18 protein-coding genes and 1 pseudogene are annotated in these 22,497 nt (G+C 74.0%); 7 read left to right on the top strand and 12 right to left on the bottom strand.

Annotated elements, in window-relative coordinates:
* The first annotated feature begins 331 nt into the window (after window positions 1-331).
* Entirely contained in the window at window positions 332-2,566 is a 2,235-nt protein-coding gene (locus ACZ4W9_RS16770) for a glycoside hydrolase family 3 N-terminal domain-containing protein (protein ID WP_467936259.1), read from the top strand.
* Between the two features lie 111 nt (window positions 2,567-2,677).
* Complete coding sequence (locus tag ACZ4W9_RS16765; protein ID WP_467936257.1) at window positions 2,678-2,992, top strand: hypothetical protein; 315 nt, start codon at window positions 2,678-2,680, stop codon at window positions 2,990-2,992.
* A 111-nt stretch (window positions 2,993-3,103) separates the two neighbouring features.
* Here ACZ4W9_RS16765 and ACZ4W9_RS16760 read toward each other — a convergent pair whose 3' ends face one another.
* Both ACZ4W9_RS16760 and ACZ4W9_RS16755 read right to left on the bottom strand, forming a co-directional pair.
* Window positions 3,104-4,273 (bottom strand): anhydro-N-acetylmuramic acid kinase, encoded by a 1,170-nt coding sequence (locus ACZ4W9_RS16760; protein WP_467936255.1) that lies wholly within the window; start codon window positions 4,271-4,273, stop codon window positions 3,104-3,106.
* Between the two features lie 84 nt (window positions 4,274-4,357).
* Window positions 4,358-5,914, bottom strand: coding sequence for a sodium:solute symporter (locus tag ACZ4W9_RS16755; protein ID WP_467936509.1), 1,557 nt, complete (start codon window positions 5,912-5,914; stop codon window positions 4,358-4,360).
* Window positions 5,915-6,140: 226 nt separating this feature from the next.
* On the opposite strand from ACZ4W9_RS16755, the gene ACZ4W9_RS16750 reads away from it, so the two are divergent.
* Window positions 6,141-7,829, top strand: a complete 1,689-nt coding sequence (locus tag ACZ4W9_RS16750; protein WP_467936253.1) for a hypothetical protein — start codon at window positions 6,141-6,143, stop codon at window positions 7,827-7,829.
* Window positions 7,830-7,996: 167 nt separating this feature from the next.
* On the opposite strand, the gene ACZ4W9_RS16745 is transcribed toward ACZ4W9_RS16750, so the two are convergent.
* The gene (locus ACZ4W9_RS16745; protein WP_467936251.1) at window positions 7,997-9,988 is read right to left on the bottom strand and encodes a heavy metal translocating P-type ATPase; all 1,992 of its coding nucleotides are present in this window, start codon (window positions 9,986-9,988) and stop codon (window positions 7,997-7,999) included.
* A gap of 135 nt (window positions 9,989-10,123) precedes the next feature.
* Here ACZ4W9_RS16745 and ACZ4W9_RS16740 point away from each other — a divergent pair, with 135 nt between their 5' ends.
* Entirely contained in the window at window positions 10,124-10,522 is a 399-nt protein-coding gene (locus tag ACZ4W9_RS16740; protein WP_467936249.1) for an ArsR/SmtB family transcription factor, read from the top strand.
* A gap of 52 nt (window positions 10,523-10,574) precedes the next feature.
* Here ACZ4W9_RS16740 and ACZ4W9_RS16735 read toward each other — a convergent pair whose 3' ends face one another.
* From ACZ4W9_RS16735 to ACZ4W9_RS16725, 3 genes are all read right to left on the bottom strand, one after another.
* On the bottom strand, window positions 10,575-11,648 hold the full coding sequence (locus ACZ4W9_RS16735) for an L-histidine N(alpha)-methyltransferase (protein ID WP_467936247.1): 1,074 nt from the start codon (window positions 11,646-11,648) through the stop codon (window positions 10,575-10,577).
* A 151-nt stretch (window positions 11,649-11,799) separates the two neighbouring features.
* Window positions 11,800-12,762, bottom strand: a complete 963-nt coding sequence (locus tag ACZ4W9_RS16730) for a zinc-binding dehydrogenase (protein WP_467936245.1) — start codon at window positions 12,760-12,762, stop codon at window positions 11,800-11,802.
* Between the two features lie 292 nt (window positions 12,763-13,054).
* A complete protein-coding gene (locus ACZ4W9_RS16725) occupies window positions 13,055-13,651 on the bottom strand; it encodes a CAP family protein (RefSeq protein WP_467936243.1) in 597 nt (198 codons plus the stop codon).
* 327 nt (window positions 13,652-13,978) lie between these two features.
* Between ACZ4W9_RS16725 and ACZ4W9_RS16720 the strand changes: the two are divergent.
* A pseudogene (locus tag ACZ4W9_RS16720) lies at window positions 13,979-14,125 on the top strand (aminoglycoside phosphotransferase family protein); the annotation flags it as partial.
* Between the two features lie 60 nt (window positions 14,126-14,185).
* Here the strand turns inward: ACZ4W9_RS16720 and ACZ4W9_RS16715 are convergent.
* From ACZ4W9_RS16715 to ACZ4W9_RS16705, 3 genes are all read right to left on the bottom strand, one after another.
* Window positions 14,186-14,617 carry a hypothetical protein gene (locus ACZ4W9_RS16715; RefSeq protein ID WP_467936241.1) on the bottom strand — a complete coding sequence of 144 codons (432 nt, stop codon included), beginning with the start codon at window positions 14,615-14,617 and terminating at the stop codon, window positions 14,186-14,188.
* Between the two features lie 838 nt (window positions 14,618-15,455).
* Complete coding sequence (locus ACZ4W9_RS16710; protein WP_467936239.1) at window positions 15,456-16,220, bottom strand: SDR family oxidoreductase; 765 nt, start codon at window positions 16,218-16,220, stop codon at window positions 15,456-15,458.
* 173 nt (window positions 16,221-16,393) lie between these two features.
* The gene (locus ACZ4W9_RS16705) at window positions 16,394-16,966 is read right to left on the bottom strand and encodes a dihydrofolate reductase family protein (RefSeq protein WP_467936237.1); all 573 of its coding nucleotides are present in this window, start codon (window positions 16,964-16,966) and stop codon (window positions 16,394-16,396) included.
* A 424-nt stretch (window positions 16,967-17,390) separates the two neighbouring features.
* Here ACZ4W9_RS16705 and ACZ4W9_RS16700 point away from each other — a divergent pair, with 424 nt between their 5' ends.
* Complete coding sequence (locus tag ACZ4W9_RS16700) at window positions 17,391-18,134, top strand: class I SAM-dependent methyltransferase (protein ID WP_467936235.1); 744 nt, start codon at window positions 17,391-17,393, stop codon at window positions 18,132-18,134.
* Between the two features lie 37 nt (window positions 18,135-18,171).
* On the opposite strand, the gene ACZ4W9_RS16695 is transcribed toward ACZ4W9_RS16700, so the two are convergent.
* The gene (locus ACZ4W9_RS16695) at window positions 18,172-19,212 is read right to left on the bottom strand and encodes a LacI family DNA-binding transcriptional regulator (RefSeq protein ID WP_467936233.1); all 1,041 of its coding nucleotides are present in this window, start codon (window positions 19,210-19,212) and stop codon (window positions 18,172-18,174) included.
* Window positions 19,213-19,426: 214 nt separating this feature from the next.
* Between ACZ4W9_RS16695 and ACZ4W9_RS16690 the strand changes: the two genes are divergently transcribed.
* A complete protein-coding gene (locus ACZ4W9_RS16690) occupies window positions 19,427-19,825 on the top strand; it encodes a winged helix-turn-helix transcriptional regulator (RefSeq protein ID WP_467936231.1) in 399 nt (132 codons plus the stop codon).
* A gap of 58 nt (window positions 19,826-19,883) precedes the next feature.
* On the opposite strand, the gene ahcY is transcribed toward ACZ4W9_RS16690, so the two are convergent.
* Together ahcY and metF are read right to left on the bottom strand one after the other, a co-directional pair.
* A complete protein-coding gene (ahcY, locus tag ACZ4W9_RS16685) occupies window positions 19,884-21,347 on the bottom strand; it encodes an adenosylhomocysteinase (protein ID WP_467936229.1) in 1,464 nt (487 codons plus the stop codon).
* A gap of 70 nt (window positions 21,348-21,417) precedes the next feature.
* The gene (gene metF / locus ACZ4W9_RS16680; RefSeq protein ID WP_467936507.1) at window positions 21,418-22,338 is read right to left on the bottom strand and encodes a methylenetetrahydrofolate reductase [NAD(P)H]; all 921 of its coding nucleotides are present in this window, start codon (window positions 22,336-22,338) and stop codon (window positions 21,418-21,420) included.
* Between the last annotated feature and the right edge of the window lie 159 nt (window positions 22,339-22,497).

The raw sequence follows: 22,497 nt of genomic DNA, 5'->3' as shown, positions 1-22,497 counted from the left end.
CGGGGAGTGAGACACACGGGTCCGGCGGACGGTTGCCCGGCGCCGTCCCACCCGTGTCGCGACGTCATGACCGCCTACGCCGGCGTGTTCGACGGCCCGGCCGCCGTACGCGACGACGGGCGGCCCGGCACCGGGCGGGCATCCGGGAGCGCCTCCCGCGCGGTCCTCCCCGCCCCTGCCCGGTGACCTGCGGGTTCGAAATTCCTTCGACAGATCACCTTGTCAGGGCACGGCCCTGTCTCTACAGTCCCCACCGAGCCGTTGATGGGAGCGCTCCCACCACGTGCGGGACCCTCCCGCACGTCCCTCCCGCCTCCCGGAGAGGACCCGCATGCGACTGTCCCCGCACCACGCCGGCGCCGCCAGGCGCTTCCCGTCCGCCCGCCGGCGGGTGACGGCGGCCGTGGGCCTGTGCGTGGCGGGCCTGGTCCTCTCCGGGCCGGCCGCGGCCGTTCCGGACCGGGCCGCCGCCGCGCCGGCCGCCGCCCTCCCCTACCAGGACGCCTCGTTGCCCGTCGCCGACCGGGTCAACGACCTGCTGTCCCGGATGACACTGGACGACAAGCTCGGCCAGATGACCCAGATCGAGAAGGACGCCCTCGTCCCGCAGTCCGACCTCGCCGCGTACCGCATCGGCTCGGTGCTGTCCGGGGGCGACTCCACCGTCAGCCCCAACAACGCCCAGACCTGGGCGGACACCTACGACTCGCTCCAGCGCACCGCGCTGACCACGCCGCTCGGCATCCCCATGATCTACGGGATCGACGCCGTGCACGGCCACAACGCGGTACGCGGGGCCACGCTCTACCCGCACAACATCGGACTCGGCGCCACCCGCGACCCCGCCCTCGTCCAGCGGATCGGACGCGCCGTCGCCGAGGAGATCTCGGGCACCGGCATCGACTGGGACTTCGCCCCCTGCCTGTGCGTCGCCCGCGACGACCGGTGGGGACGCACCTACGAGTCGTACGGCGAGACGCCCGAACTGCCGTCAGCGATGACGACGTTCATCACCGGCCTGCAGGGCGACACCCTCGGCTCGGAGCCCGCGTCGGTGCTGGCCACCGCCAAGCACTACCTCGGCGACGGCGGCACCACGGGCGGTGTGGACCAGGGCGACACCCGGCTCTCCGAGGCCGAGCTGCGGGCGATCCACCTGCCGCCGTTCAAGGAGGCGGTGCGCCGCGGCGTCGGCTCGGTGATGCTGTCGTACAGCAGCTGGAACGGGGTCCGGTCGCACGCCCACAAGTACCTGGTCACCGACGTGCTCAAGGGCGAACTGGGCTTCACCGGCTTCGTCGTGTCCGACTGGGCCGCGGTGGACCAGCTCGACGGGCAGAGCGGCTTCACCGGCGCCGAGATCTCCACGGCCGTCAACGCGGGCGTCGACATGGTGATGGTCCCGCACGACTACAAGAAGTTCCTCGGCCTGCTGCGCGGCGAGGTGACCGCCGGGCGCATCCCGCAGGCCCGGATCGACGACGCCAACCGCCGTGTCCTCACCAAGAAGTTCCAGCTCGGTCTGTTCGAACACCCGCTCACCGACCGGTCGTTCACCGGCACGGTCGGCTCGGCGGCGCACCGGACGCTGGCCCGGCAGGCGGTGCGCGAGTCCCAGGTGCTGCTGAAGAACGACGGCGGGGTGCTGCCGCTGGCGAAGTCGGCCAGGCTGTTCGTCGCCGGCAAGTCCGCCGACGACATCGGCAACCAGAGCGGCGGCTGGACCGTGGGCTGGCAGGGCCGCAGCGGTCCCGTCACCGAGGGCACCACCGTGCTCCAGGGCATCCGGGCCGCCGTCACCGACCCCTCCCGGGTCACCTACGACCGTTACGGCAACGGCATCGACTCCGGCTACGGCGCCGCCGTCGCCGTCGTCGGCGAGACCCCGTACGCCGAGGGCCGGGGCGACCGGACGGGCGGCATGGGACTGGACCAGGAGGATCTGCAGACCCTCGCCCGGCTGAAGGCGAGCGGGGTGCCGGTCGTCGTGGTGCTGGTCTCCGGCCGGCCGCTCGACATCGCCGCCCAACTGCCCGACTGGAAGGCGCTGTTGGCGGCCTGGCTGCCCGGCACCGAGGGCGCCGGCGTCGCCGACGTCCTGTTCGGCGACCACGCCCCCACCGGCAAGCTGCCGATGAGCTGGATGCGCGCCGCCTCGCAGCAACCCGTCAACGACGGCGACGGCAAGAGCCCGCTGTTCCCGTACGGGTACGGGCTGACCTACGACGGCACGCCGCAGCCGGCCCCGACGCCCACTCCGGTCCCGACGGCGGGCGCGTGCACGGCGGCCTTCCGTACCGTCTCCTCCTGGCAGGGCGGTTACCAGGCCGAGGTCACCGTGGAGAACACCGGTTCCGCCGCGCTGACGGGCTGGTCGGTCGACTGGGACCTGGCCGGGTCCACCGTCACCAGTCTGTGGAACGGCACCCTGACCACGGCCCAGGGCCGGGCGACCGTCCGCGGCACGGCCTCCAACGGCGCCCTCTCCCCCGGCGCCAGGACCACGTTCGGTTTCACCGCGAACGGCACCGCGGGCACACCGGCACCGCGCTGCGCCGGGACGTGAACCCCGCCGGGACGTGAGCCCTTCGGCCCGCCGGCGTCCGGCGGGCCGTTCCGGCCCCGTCCGCACCCCTGTTCCGCCCCGCACATCCGCGGATCGCCACGAGGAGGGCACGTGACACACCGTACCGGCCGGGCCGTGCCCGCCTACCGGCCCGGACCGGACCGGCCACGCCTGCGGAGGTCCGCCATCGCCGCGGGGATCGCCGTGCTGATCCTGGGGCTGGCGGGCCAGCTCGGCACCGGGCAGCGCGCCGGGGCGGCCGAGGCACACGCCGGCCGCCCGCCCGCGGGGGCCGCCCTCCCCGCCGGCCCCGCTCGCACCGCCCTGGGCGAGCCCGGCGGTCTTGGCCGAGGCACCGGCACCGCGGGCACCTCCGCCCCGGCGCACCCCGGCAACACGGCCGCCCGGGGCGCCCCGCCGGCCTGATCCCCTCCGTCCGCGCCGGGGCCTTCCCCGCGCGGGTCGCCTCGTCCTCGCCCGCCCGGGTGGCACGAACCCCGGGCGGGCGGGGCTCCCAGCGCTTCGCCGCCGGCCGGGTCAGCCGGTGATCCGCAGCAGGCGCGGTGGCCGTGCGGCGGGTTCGGGCAGGCGCAGCGGTGACCGGCCGGGGGTGATGCTGCCGAGCACCGTGGCGCGGCGCGCACCGGTGCCCGAGGGCAGGGTTCCGGGCAGGCCGTGGACGGTGAGGAAGCCGAGGACGGCGAACGCCAGCGCCTCCTTGGCGGCCGACGGCAGGTCGAGGTCGTCGCTGGGGCGCAACGGCACGCCCGGCAGTTCCTCGGTGAGCATGCGCATCAGCACCGGGTTGCGGGTGCCGCCGCCGGAGACCACGAGCCGGGTGACGCCGTGGGCGCGGCAGGCGTCCGCCACGGTGACGGCGGTCAGCCGGGTCAGCGTGGCCAGGACGTCCGCGGCGGCCGGCCCGGGCACGGTGTCGAGCGCGCGCCGCAGATAGGGCAGGTGGAAGTGTTCCTTGCCGGTGCTTTTCGGGGCGGGCCTGCGGTAGTAGGGGTCGTCCAGCAGGACGCGCAGCAGTTCGGGGCTGACCCGGCCGGCGGCGGCCCGGCGGCCGTCCTCGTCGCAGGCGGCGGCGCCGTCGGTGAAGTGGTGGACGGCCGCGTCCAGCAGGGCGTTGGCGGGGCCGGTGTCGAAGGCCAGCGGTGCGGCGCCGGGCGCGAGGACGGTGATGTTGGCGATGCCGCCGAGGTTGAGCGCGGCGGGGGTGCCGGGCAGGCCGGACAGCAGCAGGGTGTCGGTCAGGGCGACCAGGGGCGCGCCCTGTCCGCCGGCGGCGACGTCCCGGCTGCGCAGGTCGGAGACGACGGGGAGTCCGGTCGCCTCGGCGATCCAGGCGGGCTGGCCCAGTTGAAGGGTGCCGCGGACCGCGCCGTCCTCCACCCAGTGGTGCAGGGTCTGGCCGTGTGAGACCACGAGGTCGGCGCGGCCGGCGCACAGCTCGCGCAGGGCGCGCGTCGCCGCACCGGCGAAGGCCTGGCCGATGCCGGTGTCCAGGACGCAGACGGTCCGCGTGGTGGTGCCGGCGGGCGGCAGGGCGGTGGCGATGAGGTCGCGGAGTTCGTCCGGGTAGGGGACGGAGAGGTGTCCGAGGGGCCGTAGGAGGAGCGTGTCGTCGTCCAGGGCGAGGTCCGCCGCGGCGGCCTCGATGGCGTCGAACGAGGTGCCCGACATCAGTCCGATCACGCGCACGGCGCCTCCCTGCCGGGCGCTGCCGGCTGTGGCTGGTGCATGGCTCCTCCCGGGGGGGCGTCGCGATGCCGGGCGCCGGCCCGGTCACTCGGGGGCCACGGTGGCCGTCGTACGGTCGGTGCCGTCGTCCAGCGGGGCCGGGGCGCTCCCGGGTGCCCGGCGGAAGAGGCTGGTCAGGCCGCCCACGGCGAGGGTGACGGCCACCCCGAGGGGGACGAGCCACTGGGCGGCGATCGCGGTGGGCACGGTGGTGCCGTCCACGCCGACGTCGATCCTGACGCCGCGCACGAGGTACGTCATGACGCCGACCGTCGCCAGGAACGCCACGACGGCGTCTGCCTCGCGCGCCCGCCGGACGAGCCGCCCGAGGAGGAACGCGCCGAGGAGCGCGCCGTAGGTGTACCCGGCGATGGTCAGGCCGGTGAGGTAGACGTTGCCCGTGCTGGTGCTGAACGCGCAGGCGAACAGGGCCATCAGCACCGCCCACACCAGGGTCATCAGCCGGGCGAGCCGCAGCAGGAACTCCTCGGTGGGCACGCTCCGGAAGAAGCTGTGGATGATGTCGGCGACGGTCGAGTTCGACATGGAGTTGAGCGCGGAGGACAGCGAGCCCATCGCCGCGCCGAGGATGCCGGCCACGAGCAGGCCGGAGACCACGACGGGCAGTCCGTGCAGGATGAAGTCCGGATAGAGGTTGTCGGAGCTGGTCAGGCCCAGTTCCCGGAAGGTCCTGCCCTGGTTGTGGGACCACAGCAGCGCGCCGACGAGGGAGAAGGCGGCGAACTGGAGGGTGACGAAGACACCGGACGCGATCATGGCCTTCTGGCCGTCGCGCAGTGAGCGGGTGGCCAGGACCCGCTGGACGATGAGCTGGTCGGAGCCGTGGCTGGCCATGGCGAAGATGGCGCCGCCGATGATCGCGGTGGGCAGGGCGAACGGGCTGGTGAGGATGTGCGCCGGGCCGAAGTCGGTGTCGAAGAGCCGGAACCGGCCCGCGTCCAGGGCGCGCCGCACGCCGTCGCCGCCGACGTGGGCGGCGAGCACGCCGATGGCGAGGAGGGCGCCGCCCAGGTACAGGCCCATCTGGATGGCGTCCGTCCAGATGACCGCGCGAATGCCGCCGAGGTAGGTGTAGACGACGGTGATCGCCGTGAGCACGATGATGATGAGGCGGTAGCTCGCGTGGGCACCGAACTCGTCGAGCAGCAGTTTGATCGGGATGGCGGAGGCGAACAGCCGGACGCCTTCGGCGAGCAACCGGGTGAAGACGAAGGTCACCGAGGCGAGTCCCTGGAGCCTCGGCCCGAATCTGCCGCCCAGGTACTGGTAGGCGCTGACGAAGCCGCCCCGCTTGTACAGCGGGATGAGCAGGGTCGCCACGACGACGCGTCCGATGACGTAGCCGAGGGCCAGTTCGACGTTGCCGAAGCCCTGTCCGCCGTAGGCGCCGCCCGGCAGGCTGATGACGGTGAGCACGCTGGTCTCGGTGGCCACCACGGAGAAGGAGACGGTCCACCACGGCATGTGGCCTTCACCGACGAAGTAGTCCTTGGCCGTCTTCTGCCGTCCGGCCAGACGCAGTCCGATCACGGCGATCGCCACGAGGTAGACGACGACCACCAGCAGGTCGAGCTGACGCACACTCACGGAAGGAAAGTTTCCTTCGTGCCTTCATCCATGCGGTGAAAAGTAGTTTCACCCGTTGCCGTCGTCAACAACCCGGCGGGGTCAGCATGGCGCTGCGCCGGGGCGGTCGGGGCACCTTGCCTCTCGTCCGGACGGCTGCCGGCCGTGACGGACCCGTTTCCCCGCCGGCGGACGGGGCAGTGTCCGCGCAGCAGCGACCGCCGGCCCTGAGGGAGCCCGTATGCACTACTACGACCTCGGCAGTCACGGCCGGCCCGTGACGACGTCGTCCGCCGAGGCGCAGACCTGGTTCGACCGCGGGCTGAACTGGACGTACGCCTTCAACCACGAGGAGGCCGTGCGGTGTTTCGAGGCCGCCGGCGCGGCGGATCCCGGCTGTGCCATGGCCGACTGGGGGCTGGCCTACGCGCTCGGCCCCCACTACAACAAGCCCTGGGACGCCTTCGACGAGCGGGAACTCGGACGGACGGTGGAGCGTGCGCACGCCGCCGTGCGGCGCGCGCACGCGAAGGCGGCCGGCGCCACCCCGGTCGAGCGGGCCCTCGTCGACGCGCTGGCCGCCCGTTACCCGCGCGCCGGGACCCCGCACGCCGAGGAGGGCCCGGTGTGGAACGCCGCCTACGCCGACGGCATGCGGGCCGCGCACCGGCTGGCGCCCGACGACCCGGACGTGGCAGCCCTGTACGCCGACGCCCTCATGAGCCTGACGCCCTGGCAGCTGTGGGACATCCGGACGGGTGAGCCGGCCCCGGGCGTGCGCACCGCCGAGGCCGGTCGGGTGCTGGAGCGGGCGCTCGCCACGGAGGCGGGCGCCCGGCACCCGGGCCTGCTGCACCTGTACATCCACCTGATGGAGATGTCCCCCACCCCCGAGGCGGCGCTGGCCGCGGGCGACCGGCTGCGCGACCTGGTGCCGGACGCGGGACACCTCCGGCACATGCCGTCCCACCTGGAGGTGCTCTGCGGCGACTACCGCCGGGTCGTCTCCGACAACAGCGCGGCGATCGCGGCCGACGAGAAGTACCACGCCCGGGCCGGCGCGATGAACTTCTACACCCTGTACCGGTGTCACAACCTTCACTTCAAGATCTACGGCGCGATGTTCCTCGGCCGCTTCCGGGACGCCGTCGAGACGGCGGAGCGGCTGGAGGCGGCGGTGCCCGAGGAGTTGCTGCGCGTGGAGAGCCCGCCGATGGCGGACTGGCTGGAGGGCTTCCTCGCGATGCGGGTGCACGTGCTCGTCCGCTTCGGCCGCTGGGAGGACGTCCTGTGCCTGCCGATGCCCGCCGACGCGCGGCTGTACTGCGTGACCACGGCCATGCTGCGCTACGCGCGCGGGGTCGCGCTCTCCGCCCTCGGCCGCACCGACGAGGCCGGGAAGGAACGCGAGCTGTTCCGCGCCGCGGCCGCCCGGGTCCCCGGGACCCGGACCCTGTTCAACAACACCTGCACGGACATCCTGGCGATCGCCGCGTCCATGCTCGACGGGGAGCTGGAGTACCGCGAGGGCCGGTACGACGCGGCGTTCGCGGCCCTGCGCCGGTCGGTCGAGCTGAGCGACGGCCTGGCCTACGACGAGCCGTGGGGGTGGATGCAGCCGGCCCGGCACGCGTACGGCGCGCTCCTCCTCGAACAGGGCCGCGTCGCCGAGGCGGAGGCCGTCTACCGCGCCGACCTCGGACTCGACGACACGCTGCCGCGCCCGCTCCAGCACCCGAACAACGTGTGGGCGCTGCACGGCCTGCACGAGTGCCTCGTACGGCTCGGCAAGGAGGGCGAGGCCCGGCTCGTGGCGCGGCAGCTGAGGCTCGCCGCCGCGCTGGCGGACGTACCGGTGGAGGCGTCCTGCTTCTGCCGTCTGGAGACCGCGGCGCCCCGCGCGTCCCGGCAGGACTGCTGCGCCGGCTGAGCACCGGCCCCGGCGACCGGCGCCGGACCGGGCCCGCGTCGGGTCGACCGGGCCGTCCTCCTCCGTCTGCGGGGGCAAGCCCGCCGTGCACACGCCCGGGACCGGTTACGTCGTATGACGACGTGCCCGGTTCCCGGACGCGGCGGACCTCGGCGGGGCGGTGGGGGTCACCCCGGCGCGTTCGTACGGGCTCGGCGCCAGGCGGCCTCGCGCAGCAGCCGCAGCCCGTTGAGGCCGACGAGGACGGTGGACCCCTCGTGGCCCGCGACGCCGAGCGGCAGCGGCAGGTCGCCGGCCAGGTCCCAGACCACCAGGCCGGCGATGAAGACCCCGGCGACGACGAGGTTCTGCACGACCAGGGCGCGGGCCCGGCGGGACAGGGAGATCACGGCGGGCACGGCGGCGAGTTCGTCGCGGACCACGACCGCGTCGGCGGTCTCCAGCGCCAGGTCGGAGCCCGCCCGGCCCATGGCGACGCCGGTGTGGGCGGCGGCCAGCGCGGGCGCGTCGTTGACGCCGTCGCCGACCACCATCACCTTGCGGCCGGCGGCCTCGAGTTCCCGGACCGCGCGCACCTTGTCCTCGGGCAGCAGCCCGGCCCGGACGTCCTCGATGCCGACCTCGGCGGCGAGTCGGGCGGCGGCGCGCGGGTTGTCGCCGGTCAGCAGCACGGGGGCGGTGCCGGTGCGGGAGACCAGGGCGGCGACGGTGCGCGCCGCGTCCGGGCGGAGCCGGTCGGCGATGCCGAGCAGGCCCGCCGGGTCGCCGTCCACCGTGACCAGCACGGCCGTCCGGCCGCCCTCCTCCAGCTCGGCGGCCAGGACCGCCGCCCGGGCGGCCTCCGCCCCGCCGGCCCCGGCCGGCAGCCGGGAAGGCCGGCCGGCCGCGACCGACCGCCCCTCCACGGTGGCGGTGACGCCGATCCCGGGGGTGGAGGCGAAGCCGTCCGCCGTCGGCAGGTCCGTGCCGCGCTCCCGTGCCGCGTCCACGACGGCCCGCGCCAGCGGATGCTCGCTCGGGCGCTCGGCGGCGGCCGCGAGGCGCAGCAGTGTCTCCGCGTCGACGCCGGAGCCGGTCAGCGGCCGCACCTCGGTGACGCGCGGGGTGCCCTCGGTGAGGGTGCCGGTCTTGTCGAACGCCACCGCGTCCACCTGTCCCAGTCGCTCCATCACCACGGCGGACTTGACGAGGACGCCGTGCCGGCCGGCGTTGGCGATGGCCGACAGCAGCGGCGGCATGGTGGCCAGCACCACCGCGCACGGCGAGGCGACGATCATGAAGGTCATGGCCCGCAGCAGCGCGCCGGTGAGGTCGTCGCCGAGGGCGAGGGGGACCAGGAACACCGCGAGGGTCGCCGCCACCATGCCCAGCGAGTAGCGCTGTTCGACCTTCTCGATGAACAGCTGCGTCGGCGCCTTGGTCTCCGATGTCTCCTCGACCATGCGCACGATCCGGGCGATGACCGTGTCGGACGCGTCCCGCTCCACGCGGACGCGCAGGGCGCCGGTGCCGTTGAGGGTCCCGGCGAAGACCTCGTCGCCCTGTTCCTTGGTCACCGGCAGCGGTTCGCCGGTGATGGTCGCCTGGTCGACGTCGCTGCGCCCGTCGAGCACCCGCCCGTCGGCGCCCACGCGTTCCCCGGGCCGCACCAGGACGACGTCGCCGACGGTGAGGTCCGCGACGGGGACGGTCTCCTCGGCGTCGTCCGCGCCGAGGCGCGTCGCCGTGGCGGGCGCGAGGTCGAGCAGTCCGCGCACGGAGTCGGCGGTGCGGGCGGTGGCCAGGGCCTCCAGCGCGCCGGAGGTGGTGAAGATGACGATCAGCAGCGCGCCGTCCATCACCTGCCCGATCGCAGCCGCCCCGAGCGCGGCCACGACCATCAGCAGGTCGACGTCGAGGTTCCTCTCCTTGAGGGCGCGCAGGCCCGCCCAGCCGGGCTCCCAGCCGCCGGCCGCGTAGGTGAGCGCGTACAGCGGGCCCCAGAGCCAGGCGGGGGCGCCGGTCAGGTGCAGGGGCAGCGCGAGCAGGAAGCAGACGGTGGCCGCGGCGGCCCAGCGGGCCTCGGGCAGGGAGAGGAAGGGGGTACGGCGCCGGGGGGCGGCCCCGCCGGGCGCGGGCGCCGCGCGGTCGGCCGGGGCCGGGGCGAGTGCGGAGGTCATCGGCAGAGTCCTTCACGAGGGCATGAGGAGGCGGCGGTCCGCGCGGGGCGGTACCGCTCCCCCACCGTACAGGACCAAATGAAGACCTATTCATGTATTCGCGCCCGGCCCCGCCCGTCTCCGTAGGATGGGGGCATGGGCCACGGAGTTGACGCCAAGACCACCGCCACCGCGCGCCAGCGCCTGGAGACCGTGGGCGCCGCCGACGTGGCCGCGACCCTCCAGGCCCTGGCGACGCCGTCCCGGCTGCGGATCCTGGCCCGCCTCCAGGAGGGCCCGTGCGCGGCGACCGAGCTGGCCGAGGCCGTCGGCATGGAACAGTCCGCCTGCTCCCACCAGCTACGCCTGTTGCGCAACCTCGGCCTGGTCGCCGGGGAACGCCGGGGCCGCTCGGTCATCTACGCCCTCTACGACAACCACGTGGCCGAACTCCTGGAACAGGCCCTCTACCACGTCGAACACCTACGCCTCGGCCTGCGCGACACGACCCCGGCGACGGCCGCGACGGCGGCCGCGGCGACCGGGGTCCGCTAGAGCCCGTCCGCCGGCGCTTGCGTCAGCTCGCCGTGCTCGTCCCGGCGATTCTTCAGGCGCCGGACGAGACGCCGAAGAGGAAGGCCCCGTAGCCGCACTCCTCCTCGACCCAGTGCCGTCGGCAGCGCAGCCCGTGCGCGCCGAGCGCACGCACGATGTCGTCCACCGTGAACTTGCGCACCACGTCGTGGAGGAGCAGCTCGCCGGCGTCGAAGTCCACCGTCAGCCCCAGCCGGGGCAACGTCACCCGCTGCCGTCGCAGGCTGCGGACGCCGCCGAGCACCTCGCGCCGCGCGATGTCGTAGGTGAGTTCCGGCTCGAAGGCGTCGACGTCGAAGTCGGCGCCGTAGCGGCGGTTGAGGTGGAGGAGGGTGTTCAGCGCGAACATCCGGCGGACGGGGCGCAGTCCGGTGTACCCGGCCCCGTAGGCACGCCGCACGGCCTCGGCGGGTTCGTTCAGGTCCACGCAGATGAGCAGGTGGTCGTTCGGGGCGCAGCCGGCGCGCACGGCCCGCAGGAAGCGCGCCTGCTCGGCTTCGGACAGGTTGCCGAGCGTGTTGCCGAGCAACGCCAGGAGACGGCCGCCCGTGCCGTCGCCCGCGGTCGCGGCGCTGTGCGCGACGGCGACCCGCTCCGCCCGGCGCAGCCAGGGCAGGGCCGTCAGGAAGTCGCCGTGCACGGCGGTGACCCGGGCTTCCGGCCAGCGCCGCCGGATCCGGCCGGCCGCCTGCCGCATCGGCTCGGGGCTGACGTCCACGCCCGTGTACGCCCGCAGCAGGCCCCGCCTGTCCATGGCCGCGAGCAGGATCTCGGACTTGTGCGCGCTGCCCGCCCCGAGGTCCACCAACTCGGCCGGGTGCGCCAAGCCCACCAGGTCGTCGCCGTGCTCGGTCAGCAGCCACCGTTCGGCCCGGGGCGGGTAGTAGTCGGGCAGCCGCGTGATCTCCTCGAAGAGCTGCGAGCCGGTCTCGTCGTAGCCGAAGAGCGACGGGATCCTGCGGTGCCGCGCCGGAGCGGGCGCGGTGAGCCCGGCCCGGAGCACCTCCTCCGGCGTGCCGGACGTGCCATCGGCCGCCGATGGCAGCTCGACCTCCGTGACCGGCGCCGCGATGCGTGAGTCCGCCATCCCGTTCTCCTCGTCGGCGACGAGTCCCCGAAGGGGGCTGCCACTCGGAAAACATCCCGAAAAAAGGGATATTGAGTGTGAAGTTAATTAATACCCCACTTCGTCGGCGGTGGCAGCTTGGGGTTCGCAGCGGACGCCGTGCCCGACCGGCTCAGGGGGCCAGCACGATCCTGCCGAACACCCTGCCCGCGTCCATCTCCCGGTGGGCCAGTGCCGCCTGCCCCAGGGGCAGCACCTCGTGGACGACCGTGCGCAGGTCGCCGTGCGCGGCAGCGGTGAACTGGGACGACCGTACGGCCTGCCGGTCGGGGCGGGGCACGGTGTCGGAGCTGAAGGTGGCGAACGACAGCGACCTGCGGAAGCCGTCGATCAGCCGCGTGCCGAAGTCCGCGGGCGGCGGCCCGCCGACCACACCGACGGCCACGAACCGCCCGTTGGGGTTCAGTTTGTCCAGGAAATAGGGAAGCCGGGACCCGCCCACGATGTCGATCACCACGTCGAATCCCGCCGGTGCGTCCGGGCCGCCCTCGCCGGAGCGGTCGAGGACATGGGTCGCGCCCAGGTCGCGCAGGCGGTCGCCGCGTTCCGCCGACGCGGTGGTGACCGCCACGGCACCCGCGCCGTGCCTGGCCGCGAGCTGGACCGCCGTGATGCCGATACTGCCCGCGGCGCCCCGCACGAGCACCGTCTCACCGGGCGCGAAAGAGGCGCGTTCCAGGGCGTAATGGGCGACCACTCCGGAGCCGCCGAGCGTCACCGCGTCGGCGCCGGTCAGGCCCTCGGGCAGCGTGAGGACGTCCTCGACCGCGGCGACGGCCTGCTCGGCGTACCCACCGGACAGGCCGGTGAACGCCCACACCCGCCGCCCGATCCACGAGGCGTCGACACCCTCTCCCACCTCCGTGACCCTTCCCGCGACCTCGCTGCCGAGGAGATGGCCCGCCCGGAACCCGTGGGCGGCGAGCGTTCCCCGCCGGATCACGGCGTCCACGCCGCCCACCCCGATCGCCTCCGTGGCGATCCGCACCTGCCCCGGGGCGGGCACGGGCACGGGCACGTCGACGACCTCCAGTCCGTCGGGGTCGCCGAACGTCCTGATCACGACGGCTTTCATTTCTGCTCCTCGGGCCGGTGGACGGATGGGGCACGGCCGCGACGGCCGTGAGCGGCGGGCCGGGCCCCGCGGCCGAGGCCCACCGGCGACGTGCCGGGGCGGCACCACCGCCCTCGGACGGTACGTGACGCACCCGCCCGCCGGGCCGAAGCGAGCGGCGACAACCGGCCATTTCGACCAGGGCGTGGCCGGGACGCGGATGCGCGCCCACCGGGCTCCGGGCGACCGGAGCGCGCCGGACGCACCGGTCCGGGGGCACGCCGCCCGGCAGGGCCCCCGGACCGGAGGGCGCTCATTCGCCGACCGGTTCTCCCACGTTCGCCCGGAACCGGCCGATGACGTTCCCCGCCGGGCCGTACCTGCAGACGATGTACGTCTCGTACGCCTCACCGCCGGCCGGTCGTCCCGCGGCCCGGCCGCAGCCGAGTGTGTCGGTCGACTTCCACACGACCTGGGTGAAGGAACCGGTGTCGGGCGAGTAGCCGGGCCGGTCCCAGTCGTAACCGCCCGTCCAGCGGGCCTCGTACCAGAGCCGTACCGCCTCCTCGCAGGACGCCGGCTCGTTCTCGTATGTCGCGACCCAGAAGCGGTTCTCCCCGTAGCCCCGCGTCCCCGGTGACGGCGTGCGGCCCTCCTGCCTCGAGACGGCCCGGGCACGGTCCATGGCGTGCGCGACCGCCGCGTCGTCCAGGGCCAGTGGCGGGGCGCCGTGCCGGGCGCGGTAGGAGTTGTGCGCCGCGAGGCATTCCTTGTTGAACGCCTCGTCCGTGGTGTCGGGCAGCGCGGGGCGACCGTCCGATGTCTGCGACGCCTGCACAGGCTGCACCGTGACGACGGCGATCGACGCCGCCGCCGCGAGTGCCAGAACTCCCTTGGTGAGCCGACCCATTGCTCCTCCTCGTACCTATGCTGCGACTGCCGGGGCCACTCGGCCGCCGGGGCAGCCCCCATCAAAGAGCCCCGCCCCGCCCGCACGCCGCCACGCCTCGCGCACCCTCACCCGTTCGCAGGACACGGTGCCTCGGTCCCGCGCACGACCGTGCCGTCCGGCGGGCCGAGTGAGGGCCGCCGTCCGATCGGCGGTTCGCGTAGGGTGCGCGGGTCGTGGTGGAGGGGAGGCGGTCGGGACATGGCGGCGACGGCGGCTGTGCGGGAGTGGTCGGCGGGCGCGGCGCGGCTCGCGCTGGGCGGTGGGCGGCGGCTGGCGGCGGTCGCGGACGGAGACCGGCTCGCGCTGTAGCTGCTCGCCCAGCGGCACTCCCTGACGGCGGGACCGCTGCGGCGGCTCGACGGGGACTTTCCGGGCCGGGCGGCGATGGCGGCCATCGCCGAGCACAACCTGAACGAGGTGCTGGAAGCGGTCCGCCGCCGAGCCGTCGCGGACCTCCGGGGCACGGCGTCCGCATCCGCTGCCGTACGGCGGTCAGGTCGGGTCGGAGACGCCTTCCGGGGTGCCCAGGCCCTCGCCTTCGGTGCGGGGCTCCCCGGTGTCGCGCCGCTCCTGCGGGGGACGGACGCCGCCGCTGCCGGAGGCACCCGGACGGCGGCGGACGCGGGTCATGAGCAGCAGGGCCCTGGTGGCGGCCGGGGCCGGTCCGGTCAGGGCCTCGGTCACGGCTATCTCGACGCCGCCGCTGTACAGCGCCGACAGGTTGTAGAGGAAGGCGCCCAGTGTCACCAGGCCCGTGCCCAGGACGACTTCCACGACGACGACGCCGACCGCCACGGCCAGAAAGGTGCCGAAGGCGGGCAGGACGTCGGGGGCCACGGCGTTCACCATGAGCCAGGACACGCCCGCCGTGACGACCACGAGCACACCGAGCCCGGCCAGCAGGAGGAAGCTCGTCACCATCATCGACCAGGGATCGGCCTCCTCCAGACGCAGCCGTATCGGCCGTCGGCCGGCACGGCTGGGCGGCCCACCGCGCGGCACCCGCCGCGCCCAGGCTCCGGGCACCGGGCCGGACCGGCCGGCAGCGGCGGCGGACGCGAGCGGTGCGGACGGTTGCGGCGGCTTGGGCGGTCCGGGCGATTCCGGTGGTCCCGGTGGTCGGGGGGATCCGGATCCGGACGGTCGCGGCGGTTCGGGTGGCCCCCCGGGGGCGGCGTGTCCCGCGGGTGCGGGGTGCCCCGGTGCCGGCTTCCGCGGGCCGTCGGCGCGGCCGGACCGCTCGGGCGGCGGGGGCGGCCCGCCGTCGGGTATCGGCCCCGGCTCGGCCCGCCCCCCGGGTTCTTCCGGCGGCACCGCGCGCCGGCGGCCGGTCGGCCCGGTCTTCGCGGAGGGGCCGGAACCGCCGTCCTGCCTGGGTGTCATCCGTCCGCGGAAGGTGCCGTTGGGCCTGCGCTTGGCTCGGCTCATGCCTGTCTCCCTGACTGGCCTGGCAGCCGGGCCGGGCCGTCCACCGTCGAACGGGCCTCCGTCGACCGCCAGGCGGCCTCTGGGGCCTGCTGGTCCGTGCATCAGACGGTATCGGCACTTTTGCCCGCATGCACCCGCGAGGGGTACGGCGGAGGCACCACAGGACGGAGGCGGTACCCGATGCCGCCAGCCGGTTGGGGCGGCCCGCCGTCCGTCCACGGGCGCGGCCGGCCTCCGCGCGGGAGCGTTCCGCGGTGCGGTGGCACGGCTGCCGCCCGGGGGATCCCGCTGTCGGCGCCGTACGTTCCCGCACCCTGCCGGGATCAGCGGGTGTTCAGTGACCGGAACGGTCCGTCGCCCGGCTCCCCCGGAGCCAGTCCTCGTAGCGGGTGGTCGCGCGGTGTGCGGTGTCGTCGCCGATGAGCGCCCCGTCCGGCATGCCCGCGAACAGGCCGGCGGACTCGTCGGTGACCACGCTGCGGCCGTCCGGCCGCGCCTCCAGCGTGATCTCACCGAGCCGGTCGAGGCGGTGGACCTCGGGACCGGTGATGTCGCGCACGCCGTACGACGGTTCGCCCAGGGCCGTCCCGGCGACGGCGGAGGTGACGTCGGCGGAGGCCATCGGACGCAGCCGGATGGACGGCAGGCGCACCCGGCCGTCCTCGGTCGACATGTCCATCACCGGAGCGACGAACTCGAAGAACTGGGTGGCACGCACGATGCTGAAGGGGACCCCGCCGTCCCGCACGGCCTCCTCCTGGGCGACCTTGGCCCGGTAGTAGCCGTAGCCGGGCACCTGGTCGACGCCGACGATGGAGAGCGTCACATGGTGCCGGACACCGGCCTCCTTCTCGGCTTCGCTCAGGTGCCGTGCCGAGCGGGTGAAGAAGTCCAGCGCGGGCTCGGCGTCGAAGGACGGGGAGTTCGAGACGTCCACCACCACGTCCGCGCCGTCGAGCGCCTCGGCCAGGCCCTGGCCGGTGACGGTGTCGACGCCCGTGGAGGGCGAGGCCGCCACGGCCTCGTGCCCGCGGTCGCGCACCAGCGCGACCACCTGCGAGCCGATGAGTCCGGTACCGCCGACGACCACGATCTTCATCGCTCTCTCCGTTCGCTGGTCCGCTGTCCGACGGATACGGCGAGTGCCCGGGTCGTCGGCCCTCGTCCACGCTCGCCCGGCGGGCGTCCCGGCGCAAGACGGCGGCGGCGCGGGGCACCGGGGGCACGTGGCGGCGCGACACCTGAGCCCGGCCGTCGCCTGGGGCGGGCGGGTCAGCGGACGACGTCGAAGACGTTCTTCTGGATGCCGTTGGCGTAGGCCTCGTGCTCGACCAGCCTCAGCTTCCGGGCGTCCTTGTCCGCGGCGCTGAACAGACGCTTCCCGGCACCGAGCAGGAGCGGGAAGACCAGCAGGTGGTAACGGTCGATCAGGCCGGCGTCGGACAGGCCCTGGTTCAGGGCGGCGCTGCCGTGCACGATGATCGGGCCGCCCTCGGTGGCCTTCAGCGCGGCGACCTCGTCGAGCGAGCGCAGGATCGTCGTCTCGCCCCAGTTCGACACCAGGTCGTCCTCGGCGAGGGTGGTGGACACGACGTACTTCGGCATCGCCTTGTAGTCCGCGAAGTCCGCCATGCCGGGCCACACCGGGCTGAACGCCTGGTAGCTGACCCGGCCCAGCAGCATCGCGGTGGCCTCCCCCTGCTCCCGGCCCTTGATCTCGAAGGCCTCGGGCAGGAACTCGACGTCCTTGAAGGTCCATCCCGAGTTCCGGTAACCCGGCTCGCCTCCCGGGGCCTCCACGACGCCGTCGAGCGAGACGAAGGCGGTGCTGATCAGGGTGCGCATCTGGGGTTCCTCGATATCTCGTGATCGGTGTGCCGGCCGACGGGTCAGGACGGCCGCGGCACATCATGCGTGATCTCTGACCGTGAGTCACGCGAAAACTCATCGGCCGCCGGCCGTCTCCCCAGGATGTCGCCATGTCGCCATGTCGGCCCTCGGGCCGGAACGGCCGCTGCCGGTCCCGCGCGCGTACCCGGCGCCGTCGCAAGGCCCTGCAGGACTTCTTCGGCAGGGCTTCGAGGGAGCGGACACCGGGTCGGCGGCCAGCCGCGGCCCCCTTCGCTCGCCCGTCAACGTCCGCCTCCGGGACGCGCCGACGAGGGAATCCGCCCGACCGCGGAACCGACCGGCGCCGTCGTGTGCCAGGCTGCCACCGAACGCGCGCCGCTTCACCCGTCCGGCCCGTTTCACGCAGGAGGGACCGTTCGTGACCGACGAAGACCCGCTCGGCTGGGACACCACCACCGTGGCCGACGCCTACCGGGACCGCGACATGCGGCTGGCCGAACAACTGATCTTCCCCGCCGTGCTGCGCCGGCTCGCGGGGAGCGCCGGGCCCGGCCGGCTGGCCCTGGACGTCGGGTGCGGCACCGGCGCGGTCGCGGCGCGGCTCGCGCACACCGGGGAGTGGGCGGTCCAGGGCCTCGACCCCTCGGCCGACATGCTCCGCATCGCCCGCGCGGACCGCCCCCACCCCCGGGTCTCCTACCGGCTGTTCGACGGCCGCGGCCTGGACTGGCTCGCCGACGACAGCGTCGATGCCGCCGTGTGCTGCCTGGTGTACTGCACCGACCCGGACGACGGCCGGCTGGCCGCCCTGACCGCCGAGATCCGCCGGGTGCTGCGCCCCGGTGCGCCGTATCTCCTGGCCGACCTCAACCCGGCGGCGACCGGCGTGACCTTCTCCACGCTGCGCCACGGCGAGCCGGGCGCGGTCTACGACGACGGCGACACCGTGCCCACGCTGCTGCGGCTGCGCGACGGCGGGACGATGACGAGCGCCACGTACTACCGCTCCCCCGACCGGTACCGGCGCTTCCTGTCCGACGCCGGATTCCCGCCCCCCGTCGTCGAGCTGCCGACGCTCCCCGCCGACGCCCCCGGTTCCCCGGCGGCGGGGCCGGCGGAGTGCCGGACCGCGCCGTACATGATCCTCGCCACCCACGCGTGACCCGGCGGCAGGCCCGCCGTGCTGCGGCGGGGGCCGGTCAGGCCGACTCCCGTACGACCAGTTCCGGGGCGAACACGACCGACGTGGGCGCGGTGCGGGTGCCGTGGATGTGTGCGTCCAGGAGGCGGGCCATCTCGGCGGCCATGTCCTCCACGGGCTGGCGCACGGTGGTCAGGTGGGGGTGCCGGTCGACGGCGGCAGTGGAGTCGTCGAAGCCGACGACCGCGACGTCCTCGGGTATCCGCCGGCCGTGCTCCCGCAGCACCTGGCAGGCGCCGCGGGCCATGAGGTCGTTGGCCGCGAACACCCCGTCCACCTCGGGGTGTTCGGCGAGGAGAGCGGTCATGGCCGTGACTCCGCTGGCGTGGGTGAAGCCGCCCTCCGCGACGGGGACGCGGGCGTGGCCCCGGCGGGCGAGGGCGTCGCGGAAGCCCGCCAGCCGTTCCCGGCCGGCGCGGACCGCGAGCGGTCCGGAGAGGGTGGCCGGGCGGCGGCAGCCCCGGGCGAGCAGGTGCTCGGCGGCGAGCCGGCCGCCGTCCCGGTGGGCCAGGTCGACATGGCTGAGCGGGACGGGACGGGCGGGGCTGGCGAAGAGGACGGCGGGCAGCCCGGCATCGGCGAGGAGCGCGGGCAGCGGGTCGTCGGCATGGCTGGAGACCACCAGCGCGCCGTCGGCCCGTCCCTGTCTGAGGTAGGTCAGCACCTCCTCGCGGGCGGCGGCGGACTCGGCGAACATCAGCACCGGGTGGACGGAGCGCGGGCGGAGGTGGCCGACGATGCCCGCGACGACCCGTCCGAAGAAGGGGTCGGCGAACACCCGGGCCGCGAACGCCGCTTGGGCCTCCTCCGCGGGGTCCCCGGCGCCGGAGACCACCAGCGCCACGGTCTCGGCCCGCCGGGTCACCAGGGCACGGGCGGCCCGGTTGGGCGCGTACCCGGTGCGCCGGATGGCCTGGCGGACCACTTCCTGGATCGCCGGGTCCACGTTGCGTACGCCGTTGACTACCCGGGAGACGGTGGCCCGGGAGACGCCGGCCTCCCGGGCGACGTCCTCCAGGGTCGGGGCCTGTCTGCTCATGCCCCGCACCCTAACGGCCCGCCGGGCCCGGCCGGTAGAGCGCTCTCCCGGGCCGGGGCGCACCACGCGCACCCACACCCGCAGCCGTCTCCCCTGGTGGGCGACGGGCAGGACGGGCACCGTCGCGGAACCGCGTCCTCCCCCGGGCGCGCGATAGGCCGCGGCGGCCGGCTTCGGTAACGTGGGCACGCACCCGGCGCAAGGAGGCACATCGATGTCGCGGAGTACGACCCGTCTTGCCGAGGCCATGCAGGTCGAGGCCTGTCCGGTCACCGAGGTGCTCGACCATGTGGCGGGCAAGTGGAGCATCGGCATCCTGATCGCCGCCGCCCACGGACCGCTCCGCTTCACCGAGATCGAGCGTGCCGTCAGCGGCATCAGCCGGCGCATGCTCACGCTCAATCTGCGCCGGCTGGAGCGGGACGGGCTGCTCGTGCGCACCGTGTACCCGACCGTGCCGCCCCGGGTGGAGTACGGCCTGACGCCCATGGCCCGCGAGCTGTACGCCTCGCTGACCGGCCTGGTGGACTGGGCCGAGCGCCACCGTTCCGCCATCGCCCGGGCCCGCGCCGCCTACGACGCCACCGAGGAGCGCACGACGGACGCCGTCTGACCGGGCGCTCGGCCACTACGGGGCGTCGGGCGGCGGGGACCGCTGCGGTGACGATGTGTCAGTAGCGGTAGTGGTCCGGCTTGTACGGGCCGTCGACGTCCACACCGATGTACGCCGCCTGCTCCGGGCGCAGCGTGGTCAGCTTGACGCCGAGGGCGTCGAGGTGGAGGCGGGCGACCTTCTCGTCGAGGTGCTTGGGCAGCGTGTACACGCCGATCGGGTACGCGTCGGGCTTGGTGAACAGCTCGATCTGGGCCAGGGTCTGGTCCGCGAAGGAGTTGGACATCACGAACGACGGGTGACCGGTGGCGTTGCCCAGGTTGAGCAGACGGCCCTCGGACAGCACGATGATCTTCTTGCCGTCGGGGAAGGTCCAGGTGTGGACCTGCGGCTTGACCTCGTCCTTGACGATGCCCGGCACCTTCGCCAGACCCGCCATGTCGATCTCGTTGTCGAAGTGGCCGATGTTCCCCACGATCGCCTGGTGCTTCATCCGGGCCATGTCCGAGGCCATGATGATGTCCTTGTTGCCGGTCGTGGTGACGAAGATGTCGGCCGTCTCCACGACCTCGTCCAGCGTCGTCACCTGGTAACCGTCCATCGCCGCCTGCAGCGCGCAGATCGGGTCGATCTCGGTCACGATCACCCGCGCACCCTGCCCGCGCAGCGACTCCGCGCAGCCCTTGCCCACATCACCGTACCCGCACACCACGGCGGTCTTCCCGCCGATCAGCACGTCGGTCGCACGGTTGATGCCGTCGACCAGGGAGTGACGGCAGCCGTACTTGTTGTCGAACTTCGACTTGGTCACGGCGTCGTTGACGTTGATCGCCGGGAACAGCAGGGAGCCCTCGCGCTGCATCTCGTACAGGCGGTGCACACCCGTCGTGGTCTCCTCGGTCACCCCGCGGATCTCCGACGCCAGCTGCGTCCACTTCTGCGAACCGCCCGAGACGGTGCGGTGCAGCAGCTGGAGGATGACACGGTGCTCGTCGGACTCGGCGGTCTCCAGCGCGGGGACCTCACCGGCCTTCTCGTACTCCACGCCCTTGTGGACCAGCAGCGTGGCGTCACCACCGTCGTCCAGGATCATGTTCGGACCGCCGGTGGGGCTGTCCGGCCAGGTCAGCGCCTGCTCGGTGCACCACCAGTACTCCTCCAGCGTCTCGCCCTTCCAGGCGAACACCGGCACACCCCGCGGCTCCTCCGGCGTGCCCTGCGGGCCCACCGCGATCGCCGCGGCCGCGTGGTCCTGGGTGGAGAAGATGTTGCAGGACGCCCAGCGCACCCGCGCGCCCAGAGCGACCAGGGTCTCGATCAGCACGGCCGTCTGCACCGTCATGTGCAGCGAACCCGTGATCCGCGCACCGGCCAGCGGCTGCGCCTCGGCGTACTCCTTACGGATCGCCATCAGACCGGGCATCTCATGCTCGGCGAGAGTGATCTCCTTGCGGCCGAACTCGGCCAGCGAAAGATCGGCGACCTTGAACTCGGTGACATCGGCGGGGCGCTGCGAAGACATGTCCTACTCCGTGTGCTGTCGGCGGCCTGGGGCCGGTGGAATACGGGAAGGGTGGTGCGGCTCGGGCGAGTCAGCTCCGCAGGGCCGGTGTCGCACCGCGTTCCGCCATGACGTCGCGGTGGATCTCGATGGCCGCGTCGGACTGGTTCAGCGTGATGTAGTGCAGGCCGGGGGCACCCTCGGCGAGCAGCCGGCAGGCCATCCGCGTCGCGTACTCCACCCCGATGCGGCGGGAGGCGTCCGGGTCCTCCCGGGCGGCTTCGAGGCGGTGGGCGAGGTCTTCCGGGAAGGCGGCGTTGGAGAGTTCGGCGAACCGGCGGATCTGCCGGACGTCCGTGGCGGGCATGATCTCCGGGATGATCGGTGTCTCGCACCCGGCGGCGGCCACCCGGTCGCGCAGCCGCAGATAGTCCTCGACGTGGAAGAACATCTGGGTGATGGCGTAGTCCGCGCCGGCCCGGCACTTGGCGACGAAGTGCCGGATGTCGCTCTCCCAGTCCGGCGAGCGCGGATGACGCTCCGGGAACGCGGCGACACCCACGCTGAAGTCACCCAGCTCACGGACCAGCGACACCAGCTCGTGCGCGTGGGTGAAGCCCTGGGGGTGGGCGACCCACGGCCCGCCGGGATCACCCGGAGGGTCGCCGCGCAGGGCCAGGACGTCCCGGATGCCGACGTCCGCGTACTGGCCGATGATCCGGCGCAGTTCGGCCACCGAGTGGCCGACGGCCGTCAGATGGGCGACCGGCCGCAGCGTCGTCTCTGCCGCGATCCGCTTGGTGACCTCGACGGTGCGCTGCCGGGACGACCCGCCGGCGCCGTAGGTGACGGACACGAACGTCGGGGACAGCGCCTCGATCCGGCGCACCGTCCGCCACAGCCGGTGCATCCCGGCGTCGGTCTTCGGCGGGAAGAACTCGAAGGAGAAGGACGGCTCGCCCTCCACCGGCAGCCGGCGCGGGGAGGGACGCGTGTAAGGGCCCGCGGGCACGGTCGACAAGACGGAACTCCTTTCGCTGTACGGGCGGTCACGGCCGTGGGGCCGCCGCTAACGCGCGTTGAAGTACTTCGCCTCGGGGTGGTGGATCACGATGGCGTCGGTGGACTGCTCGGGGTGGAGCTGGAACTCCTCGGACAGGTGGACGCCGAT

The organism is Streptomyces sp. NPDC029296 (assembly GCF_055569255.1).
This window is presented reverse-complemented; position numbering and strand designations above follow the sequence as displayed.

Coding starts and splice junctions, on each gene's coding strand:
- ACZ4W9_RS16715 (WP_467936241.1), bottom strand. CDS start 14,617: ATGATGGTGACGAGCTTCCTCCTGCTGGCCGGGCTCGGTGTGCTCGTG.
- ACZ4W9_RS16705 (WP_467936237.1), bottom strand. CDS start 16,966: ATGCGCACCCTGATCAGCACCGCCTTCGTCTCGCTCGACGGCGTCGTG.
- ACZ4W9_RS16695 (WP_467936233.1), bottom strand. CDS start 19,212: ATGAGCAGACAGGCCCCGACCCTGGAGGACGTCGCCCGGGAGGCCGGC.
- ACZ4W9_RS16725 (WP_467936243.1), bottom strand. CDS start 13,651: ATGGGTCGGCTCACCAAGGGAGTTCTGGCACTCGCGGCGGCGGCGTCG.
- ACZ4W9_RS16770 (WP_467936259.1), top strand. CDS start 332: ATGCGACTGTCCCCGCACCACGCCGGCGCCGCCAGGCGCTTCCCGTCC.
- ACZ4W9_RS16745 (WP_467936251.1), bottom strand. CDS start 9,988: ATGACCTCCGCACTCGCCCCGGCCCCGGCCGACCGCGCGGCGCCCGCG.
- ACZ4W9_RS16710 (WP_467936239.1), bottom strand. CDS start 16,220: ATGAAGATCGTGGTCGTCGGCGGTACCGGACTCATCGGCTCGCAGGTG.
- ACZ4W9_RS16690 (WP_467936231.1), top strand. CDS start 19,427: ATGTCGCGGAGTACGACCCGTCTTGCCGAGGCCATGCAGGTCGAGGCC.
- ACZ4W9_RS16735 (WP_467936247.1), bottom strand. CDS start 11,648: ATGGCGGACTCACGCATCGCGGCGCCGGTCACGGAGGTCGAGCTGCCA.
- ahcY (WP_467936229.1), bottom strand. CDS start 21,347: ATGTCTTCGCAGCGCCCCGCCGATGTCACCGAGTTCAAGGTCGCCGAT.
- ACZ4W9_RS16750 (WP_467936253.1), top strand. CDS start 6,141: ATGCACTACTACGACCTCGGCAGTCACGGCCGGCCCGTGACGACGTCG.
- ACZ4W9_RS16740 (WP_467936249.1), top strand. CDS start 10,124: ATGGGCCACGGAGTTGACGCCAAGACCACCGCCACCGCGCGCCAGCGC.
- ACZ4W9_RS16730 (WP_467936245.1), bottom strand. CDS start 12,762: ATGAAAGCCGTCGTGATCAGGACGTTCGGCGACCCCGACGGACTGGAG.